The following is a 13,667-nucleotide window of genomic DNA, read 5'->3' on the forward strand; positions in this document are numbered from 1 at the left end:
CCCCCGGAGAGTCAGTGTGGGATGAGGTCAGTCGAGGTCGTCGACGAGTGCGAACAGCTCGTCGTCGGTCGCGGAGTCCAGGTCGTCCAGGTCGTCGTCCGAGCCCCGGTCACGGCCGGGTTCCGCGCCGCACAGCTCCAGCATCCGGCGCAGCTTGGCGACGACGTCCTGCACGGCGTCGCCGTCGGCCGCCACCCGGACCAGCGGCACCAGCCGGTCGAGTTCGGTGAGCACCGCGGACGTCTCGTCCACGGCGAGTTCGGCGGCCAGGAACGCGGCGACCGCCACCGGCGTCGGGTGGTCGAACGTCACCGTCGCGGGCAGCCGCACCCCGGCCGCCGCGGACAGCCGGTTGCGCAGCTCCACCGCGGTCAGCGAGTCGAAGCCGAGGTCCTTGAACGGCCGGGTCGGCTCGACGGTGGAGCGGTCGGCGTGGCCCAGCACCGCGGCCACGTGGTCGCGGACCAGCTCCACCAGTGCGCGTTCCCGTTCGGCGGGCGGCATCGCGCTCAACCGCTCCGCGAGACCGCCGTCGTTGGCGGTCACCGTGGCCGCGCCCCGCCGCTTGGTGGTGCGCACCAAGCCGCGCAGCAGTGCGGGCAGCTCGTCCGCCTGCGACCTCAACGCCGCGGTGTCGAGGTGCGTGGCGCCGAGCACGGGCTCGTCCAGCGCGGTGGCGGTGTCGAACATCGCCATGCCGTCGCGGACGGACAGCGGCAGCAGGCCGAGGCGCGAGATCCGCCGCCGGTCCACGTCGCTCAGGTTGGCGGAGATCGTGCTCGTCTGCTCCCACAGGCCCCACGCCAGCGACGTCGCGGGCAGCCCGAGCGAGCGCCGGTGCCGCGCCAACGCGTCCAGGAACGCGTTGCCCGCCGCGTAGTTCGCCTGACCGGCCGTGCCGAGCAACCCAGCCATCGAGGAGTACAGCACGAACGCGGACAGCTCCCGATCACGCGTCAGCTCGTGCAGGTGCCAGGCCGCGTCGATCTTCGGCCGCAACACCCGGTCGACCTGGTCGGGCGTCAACGACGTCAGCACACCGTCGTCCAACACACCCGCCGTGTGCACGACCGCCGTCACCGGGTGCTCGTCCAAGACCGCCGCCAACGACTCCCGATCAGCCACATCGCAAGCCGCGACCACGACCTCCGCGCCCAACGCGGCCAGCTCGTCCCGCAGCTCGTCCGCACCCGGCGCGTCCAGGCCCCGACGGCTCACCAGGACCAGCCGCCGCACACCGCGTTCCGCCACCAGGTGCCGGGCGAGGACCGTGCCCAGCGCGCCGGTCGCGCCGGTGACCAGCACCGCACCGCCGCCCCAGGGCGAGTCGGGCTCCACCGCGGTCTGGGTGACCCGGGCCAGGCGCGGCACCAGCACCTCGCCGCCGCGCACCACCGTCTCCGGCTCACCGGTCGCCACGGCGGCGGGCAGCGCGGAGCCGTCCTCCGAGCCGAGGTCGACCACGCTGATCCGGCCCGGGTTCTCCGCCATGGCGACGCGCAGCAGGCCCCACGCGCCGGCGGCGGCCAGGTCGGTCACGTCGTCGTCACGCACCCCGGTGGCACCCCGCGTCACCGCGACCAGCCGGGTACCGGCGAACCGCGGGTCGGTCAGCCAGGACCGCACCACGTCGAGCAGGTCGCCGACCACCGCGCGGGCCGCGTCGGGCGACTCGCCGGAACCGGCCACGGGCAGCAGCACGACCGAAGGCGCGGCATCACCCGACTCGACGGTGGCGGCCACCGCGTCGAGGTCCGGGAACGAAGGCACCGGCACACCGGCGTCGCCCAGCGAGACCCAGCCGTCCGTGGTGCCGTCCGGAGCCGCGACCGGCGTCCAGTCCACCCGGAACAGGCCGTCGTTCGCCGTCGTGTCCTTCGCCAGCGGGCGCAGCAGCAGCGATTCCACGGTGGCCACGGGTGCGCCGGTCCCGTCGAACACGGCGACCGACACCTCCGCCGACTCGGCGTCCGCGTCCGGCACCGACATCCGCACCCGCAGCGCCGACGCGCCGGTCGCGTGCACCGCCACCCCGCCGAAGGCGAACGGCAGCCTCGCCGCGCCGTCCACGACCACGCCGGGCAGCACCGGGTGCAGTGCCGCGTCGAGCAGGGCCGGGTGCAGGGCGAAACCGGCGGGTGACACGCCTTCGGGCAGCTCGACCTCGGCGAGGATCTCCTCGTCCGTGCGCCACGCCCGCCGCAGGCCCTGGAACACCGGGCCGTAGTCGTAGCCCTGCCCGGCCAACCGGTCGTAGACGCCGTCGAGGTCCACTTCCCGCGCACCGGACGGCGGCCAAGCGGTCGGTGCTTGCGCCGCGACCACCGGCGTGGACGACAGGACACCGGTCGCGTGCCGGGTCCACGGCGCGTCGTCGTCCGTCCGGGCGAACACCTCCAGTGCACGCCGTCCCAGCTCATCCAGAGCGCCGACCACGAGCTGCGTCCGCACGCCACCGCGCTCGGGCAGCACCAGCGGCGCGGTGATCGTCAGCTCCTCGACGGAGTCCAGGCCGACGTGGTCGGCGGCCTGGACCGCGAGTTCCACCAGCGCGGTGCCCGGCACCAGCACCGAGCCGCCCACCGCGTGGTCGGCCAGCCAGCCGTGTGCGTGCCGGGACAGCCTGCCGGTGAACAGGAACTCGTCCCGGTCGGCGGGCGTGACCACGGCGGCGACGAGCGGGTGGCCTCCGGCGGTCAGGCCGAACCCCTCGGCGTCACCCGTCGTCGTGGACCCCTCCAGCCAGTACCGGTCGCGGCGGAAGCCGTAGGTCGGCAGCTCGACCCGCCGTCCGCCGGGGAACACCGCCGTCCAGTCCGGGCGTGCCCCGTGCAGTTGCAGCGCGGCCACCGCCGTGACCACGGTCTCCACCTCGGGACGCGTCGCCCGCAGCACCGGCACCAGCGCGCCCGGCGGCTCGGCGAGGCCATCGGCGACCATCGCGACGAGCACGCCGTCCGGGCCGAGTTCCAGCCAGTTCACCACGCCCTCGGCCTCCAGTGCGCGGACGCCATCGGCGAAGCGGACCGCCGAGCGGATGTGGTCGGCCCAGTACTCAGGGGAGCGCAGCTGCTCGTCGGTGGCCAACCGACCGGTGACGTTGGAGACGACCGGGATCCGCGAGGGGCGGAACTCCAGGGTCTCCGCGACCGCGCGGAACTCGGCCAGCACCCCGTCCATGTGCGCGGAGTGGAACGCGTGGCTCACCGGCAGCCGCCGGGTCTTGCGGCCCTCCGCGCGCCAGTGCGCGGCCAGCCGTTCGACGGCGTCCTCGTCACCGGACACGACGGTGGCGAGCGGTCCGTTCACCGCGGCCACGTCCACCCCGCCCGGGTCGAGCGCGATCGACTCGCGCACCTCGTCCTCGGACGCCTGGACGGCGACCATGGCGCCGCCCTCCCGGGCGCCCTGCATGAGCCTGCCCCGGGCGGACACCAGCGTGCAGGCGTCGGCGAGGTCGAGGACACCGGCCAGGTGCGCGGCGGTGACCTCGCCGATGGAGTGGCCGAGCAGGAAGTCCGGCCGCGGGCCGCGGTGCTCGACCAGCCGGAACAACGCCGTCTCCACGGCGAACAGCGCGGCCTGGGTGAACGCGGTCTGGTCCAGCAGCGCCGAGTCGGCCGAGTGCTCGGGGGCGAACAGCACGTCCTTGAGCGGCCGCGGGAGGTCGGCGTCGAGGTGCGCGCACACCTCGTCCAGGGCGCGGGCGAACACCGGCTCCGCCGCGTACAGCTCACGGCCCATGCCCAGGCGCTGGCTGCCCTGCCCGGTCAGCAGGAACGCCGTGCGGCCGGTCCGGACGCGGTCGACGCGCACGACGTTCGGCGCCGACCCGCCGCGGGCCAGCACGTCCAGGCCGTGCAACAGTTCCTCGCGGTCGGCGCCGACGACCGCTGCACGCGTCGGCAGCGCTTCACGCGTGGTGGCCAGGGAGAAGCCGATGTCCGTGGGGTGCGCGTCCGGGTGGTCGAGCAGGTGGCGGCGCAGGCGTTCGGCCTGGGTGCGCAGCGAGCCGTCGTCCCGCGCGGACAGCACCCACGGCACGACCGCGGCGGGCGGCGGTTCGTGCTCCGCCTCGGCCGGTGGCTGTTCGAGGATGACGTGGGCGTTGGTGCCGCTGATCCCGAACGACGACACCGCCGCTCGACGCGGCCGGTCCGTCTCCGGCCAGGGCTGTGCCTCGGTGAGCAGCTCCACCGCACCCGACGACCAGTCCACGTGCGGCGACGGCTCGTCCACGTGCAGCGTCCTGGGCAGCACACCGTGCCGCATCGCCTGCACCATCTTGATCACACCGCCGACACCGGCCGCGGCCTGCGCGTGCCCGATGTTCGACTTGAGCGACCCGATCCACAGTGGACGGTCTTCGGGCCGGTCGTCGCCGTACGTGGCGAGCAGGGCCTGCGCCTCGATCGGGTCGCCCAGCTTGGTGCCCGTGCCGTGTGCCTCCACCGCGTCGACCTCGTCCGGGCGCAGCCGGGCGGCGGCCAGCGCCTGCCGGATCACCCGTTCCTGCGCGGGGCCGTTGGGCGCGGTGAGGCCGTTGCTGGCGCCGTCCTGGTTGACCGCCGAGCCGCGCAGCACGGCGAGCACCCGGTGCCCGTTGCGGCGCGCGTCGGACAGGCGTTCCACCAGCAGCAGGCCGACGCCTTCGGCCCACCCGGTACCGCTCGCCGACGTGGCGAACGACCGGCAGCGGCCGTCCTCGGCCAGGCCGCGCTGCCTGCTGAACTCGACGAACGTGTTGGGGCCGCTCATCACCGTGACGCCACCGGCCAGCGCCAGGTCGCACTCGCCGTTGCGCAGCGCGTTCGCCGCCAGGTGCAGGGCCACCAGGGACGACGAGCACGCCGTGTCCACGGTGACCGCCGGACCGCCCAGCCCGTAGTTGTAGGCGAGCCGACCGGACACCACGCTGGACAGGTTCCCCGCCAGCAGGAAGCCCTCGAACTCGGCGGGCGCGGCGGCCAGGCGGGACGCGTAGTCGTCGTACATCGCGCCCGCGAACACACCGGTGTTGCTGCCGCGCACCGAGGCGGGCGGGATGCCGGCGCTCTCGAACGCCTCCCACGCGGTCTCCAGCAACAGCCGCTGCTGCGGGTCCGTGGCGGTCGCCTCGCGCGGTGACATGCCGAAGAACTCCGGGTCGAACCGGTCCGCGTCGTGCAGGAACCCGCCGTGCCGGGTGTAGGACGTGCCGATCCGCTCCGGGTCCGGGTGGTAGAGCCGGTCCAGGTCCCAGCCGCGGTTGTCGGGGAACTCGCTGATGGCGTCCACCCCGTCCGCGACCAGCCGCCACAGGTCGTCCGGCGAGCCGACCCCGCCGGGGAACCGGCAGGCCATGCCGACGATGGCGATCGGTTCGTCCACCCGCGAGGTGGTCCGGGTGGCGGGTCGGGCGGCCTTGGCCTCCCCGGAGAGCAGGGTCGAGAGGTGTGCGGCGAGCGCGACGGGCGAGGGGTGGTCGAACACGGCGGTGGCGGACAGCTTCAGCCCCGTGGTGGTGACGAGCCGGTTGCGCAGCTCCACCCCCGCCAGCGAGTCGAAGCCGAGTTCCTTGAACGCCCGCCCGGGGTCGATCGCGGTGGCCGTGGCGTGCCCGAGCACGGCCGCCGCCGCGCCGCGGACCAGGTCCAGGACGGCGGCGTCGCGTTCAGCGTCGCCCAGACCGGCCAGGCCCGCCGCCCACGACGAGCCCGCGGCCTGTGCCGCCTTGCGCGGACGTGCCCGCACGAGGCCGCGCAGCAGGGCAGGCGGTTCCTCCGTGCGCCACCGCGCCAGGTCGAGGGCGGCCGGGACGAGCACCGGTGCCGCATTGCCCAGCGCGGCGTCGAACAGCGCCAGGCCCTGGTCGGGGGTGAGCGGCTTGACCCCGGCCCGCGCCCAGCGGGACAGGTCGGCGTCACCCAGCGTGCCGCCCATGCCGTACGTGCCGTCCCACAGGCCCCACGCCAGCGACGAGGCGGGCAGGCCGGTGGCGGCGCGGTGGTGCGCCAGGGCGTCCAAGGCGGCGTTGGCGGCGGCGTAGTTCGCCTGACCGGCCGTGCCGAGCAGGCCGGAGACGGAGGAGAACAGCACGAACGCCCGCAGGTCGCCGGTCAGCTCGTGCAGGTGCCGTGCCGCGTCGGCCTTGGGCCGCATCACCTCGTCGAGCTGGTCGGGCGTCAGCGAGTCGACCAGGCCGTCCCGCAGCACGCCCGCCGCGTGGACGACGGCCGTCAGCGGGTGCTCGGCGGGGACGTCCGCGACCAGCCTGGCCACGTCGTCGCGATCGGCCACGTCGGCGGCCACGACGGTGACCTCCGCGCCCGCGCCGGTCAGCTCCTCGACCAGCTCGCCGACCCCGGGTGCCTCCGGTCCGCGCCTGCTGGTGAGCACCAGCCGCCGCACGCCGTGCTTGGCGACCAGGTGCCGGGCCAGCAGCGCGCCGAGCCCGCCGGTGCCGCCGGTGACGAGCACGGTCCCGTCCGGGTCGAGGGCGACCGGCGTGCCGGCGGCGGGCACGCGAGCCAGGCGCGGCGCGTGCAGCCGTCCGTTCCGCACGGCGACCTGCGGTTCACCGCTGGGCAGTTGGGCGATCACGGCGGGGTCGTCGGTGTCGGTGTCGAGCAGGACGATCCGGCCGGGGTGCTCGTTCTGCGCCGAGCGGACCAGGCCCCACAGCGGGGCGGCGGCGAGGTCGAGCACGTCTTCACCCGGCAGCACCGCGACCGCCCGTGTGGTGCGGAAGACGAGCCGGGTGCCCGCGAACCGCTCGTCGGCGAGCCACCGCCGCAGCAGCCCCAGCGCACGCGCGGTCGCCGTGCGCGCGTCCTGCGGGAGTTCCGCTGTGGTGAAGCGGTGCGGCACCACCAGGACGTCGGCGTCGACGGGGTGCTCCTCGGGCAGGTCCTCGACCTCGACCCAGCGCACGTCGTCCGCCGCACCGGCCGGGACGGTCTTCCACTCCGGCAGGTAGAGGTCACCGGTCCGGGCGCCGAGCCGGTCCCGTTCGACCGGCCGCATCGTCAGCGACCCGATCCGCCCCACCGGCGCGCCCGCGCCATCGGCGAGCACCACTTCGTACGAGTCCGGACCGCTGGGCGTGAGGCGGGCGCGCAGCGACGTCGCACCGGTCGCACGCAACCCGGCGCCGCTCCACGAGAACGGCAGGCGCAGGCTGCCCGGCCCGGCCAACTCCAGCACCAGCGGGTGCAGCACCGCGTCGAGCAGCGCCGGGTGGACGCCGAAACCCGCGACCTCCCCGTGCCGCTCCTCCGGCAACCGCACCTCCGCGAACACCTCGTCGCCCCGGCGCCACACCCCCGCGAGGCCTTGGAACGCCGGCCCGTAGTCGTAGCCCAGGTCGGCCAGGCGCGCGTAGGCGTCGGCGACCGGCTCGGCCTCGGCGTCGGCGGGCGGCCACTCCCCGATCTCGTCCGCGCCGAGGGACTCGGCGGCGAGCGAACCGGAGGCGTGCCGCGTCCACGGCTGCCCGTCCTCGTCCGACCGCGCGTGGACCGCCACCGACCGGCGGCCCGCCGCCTCCGCACCGATCACCACTTGCAGCCGCACCGCCCGCCCCTCGGGCAGCACGAGCGGCGCTTCGAGGGTCAGCTCCTCCACCACGTCCAGGCCGACGTGGCGGGCGGCGGTCGAGGCGAGGTCGAGGAACGCCGTCGCGGGCACCAGCACCGCGCCGTCCACGACGTGGTCGGCCAGCCACGGCTGCGCGGCCGGCGACAGCCTGCCGTTGAGCACGGTCTCGTCGTCGTGGTCGGCCAGCTCGACCCCGGACGCCAGCAACGGGTGCCGCACCACGTCCAGGCCGAGCACCCGGGCGTCCGTACCGGTCGCCTGGGCGAGCCAGAACCGGTCGCGCCGGAACGGGTACGTGGGCAGGTCCGCGGCCACCGCGCCGGGGAAGAACGAAGCCACGTCCAACGCCGCGCCGTGCGCGTGCGCCTCCGCCAGACCGGTCGCGAACGTCTCCGCCTCGTCGCGCCCCGCGCGCAGCAGCGGCACCGCGGTCACGTCGGCGAGCGACTTGCGCGCCATCGCGGTGAGCACCGCGTCCGGCCCGACCTCCACGAACACCGTGCAGCCCTGGTCGGCCAGCCGCCGGGTGGCGTCCAGGAAGCGGACCGGCTCACGGATCTGGCGGGCCCAGTGGTCGGGCGAGGCCAGCTGCTCGGCGGTCGCCAGGTCACCGGTCAGCGTCGACACGATCGGGATGGCCGGCGGCCGGAAGTCCAGCCCTTCGGCCACCCGCCGGAACTCGTCGAGCACCTCGTCCATGTGCGCCGAGTGGAACGCGTGGCTCACGGTGAGCCGCCGCGTCCGGCGGCCCCGCTCGCGCCAGTGCGCGGCGACCCGCTCGCACGCGTCCTCGTCGCCGGACACCACGACCGAGCCCGGCTCGTTGACCGCCGCGAGGCCGACGCCCGGTTCCGCGGCCAGGGAAACCGCGACTTCCTCCTCCGCCGCCTCGATCGCGATCATCGCGCCACCGGCGCGGGCCGCCTGCATGAGCCTGCCCCGTGCGGCGACCAGCGCCGCCGCGTCGGCGAGCGAGAGCACCCCGGCCACGTGCGCGGCGGCGATCTCGCCGATGGAGTGGCCCGCGAGCAGGTCCGGCCGCAGGCCGTGGTGGTCGAGCAGCCGGAACAGCGCCACCTCGACGGCGAACAGCGCGGGCTGGGTGTAGCGGGTCTGGTGCAGCAGGTCACCGTCCTCGGCGAACACCACCTCGCGCAGCGGGTGGTCGAGCAGCCCGTCGAACGCGGCGCACACCTCGTCCAGCGCCTCGGCGAACACCGGGTGCGCCTCGTGCAGCCCGCGGCCCATGCCCGGCCGCTGCGCGCCCTGGCCGGTGAACAGCAGCGCCGTCCGACCGGTCCGGGTGGCACGGCCGCGGACCACGGCCGGCGCGTCGGTGCCCGCGCTCACCGCGTCCAGCCCGGCCAGCAGGTCGTCGCGGGTGCGGCCGAGCACGACCGCCCGTTCCGCGAACGGGGTCCGGGTCGCCAGCGCCGCGCCGACCCGGGCCGGCGGCACGTCGGGCGAGGCGTCGAGGAACTCGCGCAGCCGCTGGGCGTGTGCGCGCAGCGCGGTCTCGTCACGGGCGGAGAGCACCCAGGGCGTCGGCGCGGTCGGCTCGGCGGGCTCGGCGGCGGCCGGTTCGACGTGCTCCAGCACCACGTGCGCGTTGGTGCCGCTGATGCCGAACGACGACACGGCGGCACGGCGCGGCCGGTCGGTCTCCGGCCACGGCCGGACCTCGGTGAGCAGCTCGACCGCGCCGGACGACCAGTTGACGTGCGGTGACGGCTCGTCCACGTGCAGCGTCTTGGGCAGCACGCCGTGCCGCATCGCCTCGACCAGCTTGATCACGCTGCCGACGCCCGCGGCGGCCTGCGCGTGCCCGATGTTCGACTTGAGCGAACCCAGGTACAGCGGCTCGTCGCGATCGCGCCCGTAGGTCGCCAGGATCGCCTCGGCCTCGATCGGGTCGCCCAGCCGGGTGCCGGTGCCGTGCGCGTCCATCGCGTCGATGTCCGAAGTGGACAGTCCGGCGTCGGCGAGGGCGTCGCGGATCACGCGTTCCTGCGAGGGTCCGCTGGGCGCGGTGAGGCCGTTGGACGCGCCGTCCTGGTTGATCGCGGTGCCGCGCACGACCGCCAGCACGCGGTGACCGTTGCGGCGCGCGTCGGACAGCCGTTCGAGCACCAGCACGCCGACGCCCTCGGACCAGGCGGTGCCGTCCGCGGCGGCGGCGAACGACTTGCACCGGCCGTCCGGTGCGAGCCCGCGCTGGCGGGAGAACTCCAGGAACATGCCGGGCGTGGCCATCACCGCCGCACCGCCCGCCACGGCCAGCGTCGACTCGCCCTGGCGCAGCGACCGCACCGCCAGGTGCAGCGCCACCAGCGACGACGAGCACGCCGTGTCCACGGTGACCGCAGGTCCGAGCAGGCCGAGCTGGTAGGCGATCCGGCCGGACGCGACGCTGGTCGTGCCGCCGGTCAGCAGGTAACCCTCGGTGCCGGCGGGCGCGTCGTGCATCCGCGGCCCGTAGTCCTGGGCGGTCGCGCCGACGAACACGCCGGTGCGGGTGTCCTTGAGCGACTCGGGGTCGAGGCCGGTGCGTTCCAGCGCCTCCCACGTCGTCTCCAGCAGCAGCCGCTGCTGCGGGTCCATGCCCAGTGCCTCGCGGGGCGAGATGCCGAAGAACCCGGCGTCGAACTCGCCCGCGTCGTGCAGGAAACCGCCCTCGCGGACGTAGGTGTGGCCGCCGCGCTCGGGATCCGGGTCGTACAGGTCCTCCGGCCAGCCGCGGTCGGTCGGGAACGCGGAGATGCCGTCACGGCCCTCGGCCACCAGCCGCCACAGGTCCTCGGGCGAGCGGACACCGCCGGGGTAGCGGCACGCCATGCCGACGATCGCGATCGGCTCGTCGGCGGGCCGGGACGCGGTGGTGGTCTCCACCTCGGCGCCACCGACCAGCTCGGACACCAGGTGGTCGACCAGTCGGGCCGGAGTCGGGTGGTCGAACAGCAGGCCGCTGCGCAGCGTCAGCCCGGTGGCCGCGCCCAGCTCGTTGCGCAGCTCGACGGCCAGCATCGAGTCGAAGCCCAGTTCCCGGAACGGCGCGGTCGGCTCGACCGGCGCATCGGCCGCCAGGCCCAGCACGGCGGTGATCTTCGCCGTCACCAGGTCGGTGACCACGCGCGTGCGTTCCGGCTCGGACAACGTGCCCAGCCGTTCGGCGAGCACGTTGTCGGCGACCGGGGTCGGGGTCTCGCGGGCCGGGGTGATCGTGCGGGGTGCGCGGGCCGCACCGTCGAGCCAGTGGCGTTCCCGGGTGAACGCGTAGGTGGGCAACGGCACCCGCCGACCGCCCAGCCCGGCGTAGCACGCGCGCCAGTCGACGTCGGCGCCCCACGTGAACCAGCGCGCCACGGCGGTGAGCAGCGTGCGCACCTCGGGCCGCCCGGACCGGGCCACCGCCACCGCGCCGACCTCACCCGCCGCCGACTCGGCGACCATCGGCGCGCACACCGCGTCCGGGCCGAGTTCCACGAACGAACTGACGCCCTCGGCCTCCAGCGCCCGCACCGCGTCGCTGAACCGCACCGGCCGGCGGACCTGTTCGACCCAGTAGTCCGGTGTCCTCCACTCGTCCCGCACGACCTCGCCGGTCACCGTGGACACGGCGGCGATGCGCGGCTCGTGGAACGTCAGGCCCTCGGTGACGCGCCGGAACTCGGCCAGCATCGGCTCCATCCGGTGGGAGTGGAACGCGTGGCTGACCGCCAACCGCTTGGTGCGCCTGCCCAGCGCGGCACAGCCCGCGACCACCTCGGCCACCGCGTCCTCGTCACCGGCGACCACCACGGCGCGCGGCCCGTTCACCGCCGCGATCGAGACACCGTCGACCAGCAGGGGCCGCACCTCATCCTCGGTCGCCTCGACCGCGGCCATGGCACCGCCCTCGGGCAGCGCCTGCATCAGCCGACCGCGGGCGGCGACCAGCGCGCAGGCGTCGGCGAGGGACAGCACACCGGCGACGTGGGCCGCCGCGATCTCACCGATCGAGTGGCCCGCCACGAAGTCCGGCCGCAGGCCCCACGATTCGAGCAGCCGGAACAGCGCCACCTCGACCGTGAACAGCGCGGGCTGCGTGTAGCCGGTGCGGTCGAGCCCGTCACCGGTCGCGATGACGTCCCGCAGCGGTCGGTCCAGCACGGGGTCCAGGTGCGCGCAGACCTCGTCGAACGCCGCGGCGAACGCCGGGAACGCCCGGTACAGCTCCAACCCCATGCCGACGCGCTGGGCGCCCTGGCCGGTGAAGACGAACGCGTGCCGCCCGTCCGGCCGCGCGGCGCCGACGACGATGTCGCCCCCGGTCTCCCCGGCGGCCAGCCGGTCGAGCGCGGCGAGGAAGCCGTCCCGGTCGTCCGCGACGACGACGGCCCGGTGCCCGAAGACCGAACGGGTGGACGCCAGCGACCACCCGACGTCGACGGTGTTGGCGTCGTCCGCCACGGCGTCGCGCAGCCGGGCCGCCTGGCCGCGCAAGGCCTCCGCGCTGCGGGCGGACAGCACCCACGGCAACGCGGTGCGCTGCTCGGGAGCCGGTCCGGTGGCGCCGGCAGGACCCTCCGACACGACGACGTGGCAGTTCGTGCCGCCCATGCCGAACGAGCTGACACCCGCCACCAGCGGTGCGTCCGGTCGCGGCCACGCGGTCAGTTCCCGCTGCACGGACAGGTTCAGCTCGGCCAGCGGGATGGCCGGGTTCGGCGTGGCGAAGTTCAGGCTCGGCGGCAGCTCGCGGTGCGCGATGCCCAGCAGCACCTTCACCAGGCCGGCGATGCCCGCCGCGCCCTCCAGGTGCCCGATGTTCGTCTTCACCGACCCGACCGGCAGCGGCGCGGTGCGGTCACGGCCCAGCGCGGCACCCAGCGCGGCGGCCTCGATCGGGTCGCCCACCGGCGTACCGGTGCCGTGCAGCTCCACGTACTGCACGTCGTCCGCGGCCAACCCCGCCCGCCGGACCGCCGCCCGCACGACCTGCTCCTGCGCCTCGCCGCTGGGCACGGTCAGGCCCTCGGTGGCGCCGTCGTTGTTCACCGCGCTGCCGCGGATCACGCCGTACACGTGGTCACCGTCGGCCAACGCCCGGGACAGCGGCTTGAGCACCAGGGCGGCGCCGCCCTCGCCCCGCACGAAACCGTTGGCGCGCGCGTCGAACGTGTAGCACCGGCCGTCCGGCGAGAGCCCGCCGAACCGCTGCGCGCTGACCCCGCTCTCGGCGAGGATGTTCAGGTTGACGCCCGCGACGATGGCCGCGTCCGACTCGCCGCTGCGCAGGCTCTCCACCGCCAGGTGCACGGCGACCAGGGACGACGACTGCGCCGAGTCGAGCGTGAGGCTCGGGCCGCGCAGCCCGAGGTGGTAGGACACCCGGTTGGCGATCACGCCCCGGTTCAGGCCCGTCATCGAGTGCTGGGTCAGCACCGCGTCACCGTGCTGGTAGGCCAGGGCGGCGTAGTCGTCGCGCAACGTGCCGACGAACACCGCGGTCCGGCTGCCGGCGAGGTCGGCGGGGACGACCGCCGCGTCCTCCAGCGCCTCCCAGGCCAGTTCCAGCACCAGGCGCTGCTGCGGGTCCATGACCGCGGCCTCGCGCGGTGACACGCCGAAGAAACCCGCGTCGAACCGGTCCACCGCGTCCAGGAAGCCGCCCCGCCGGGTGCCGTCACCGGACTGCGGGCGGTCGGGCGGTGCGTCGGTGACGGCGTCGGTACCGCTGCGCAGCAGGTGCCAGAACGCGGCCGGGTCGGGTGCGCCCGGCAGCCGGCACGACAGCCCGACGACGGCGACCTGGTCACCGGGCTCGGGCTCTGCTCCACCACGGTGCGCATTCGTGATCACGCTGGAATCAACCTTTCGTGCCGGAATCGCGAGGGTGTTTTCGGCGCAACCGGAGTCGACCGACCGGTGCGGGCGCGGGCAGACGTGCGGCCATTCGAAGACGAATCTCGCACGACGCCGGTAATGGCCCGGTACGCGTCGGGTCTCGACCGCCCGCGTGGCGCCCCGGTTACCTCGCGGGGCGACCCGGTTACCGGCAGGTGGGCGGTAAGTGGGGCGGGTCCGGATACTTTTCATCACGAAATCCC

The 13,667-nt window shown here is 75.1% G+C and carries 1 protein-coding gene; it reads right to left on the reverse strand.

The window, feature by feature from the left end; translation table 11 throughout:
* Positions 1-27: 27 nt before the first annotated feature.
* Complete coding sequence (locus B0I31_RS37510; protein WP_245950725.1) at positions 28-13,419, reverse strand: type I polyketide synthase; 13,392 nt, start codon at positions 13,417-13,419, stop codon at positions 28-30.
* Positions 13,420-13,667 lie beyond the last annotated feature (248 nt).

Source organism: Saccharothrix carnea, from assembly GCF_003014735.1.
Lineage (GTDB): Bacteria > Actinomycetota > Actinomycetes > Mycobacteriales > Pseudonocardiaceae > Actinosynnema > Actinosynnema carneum.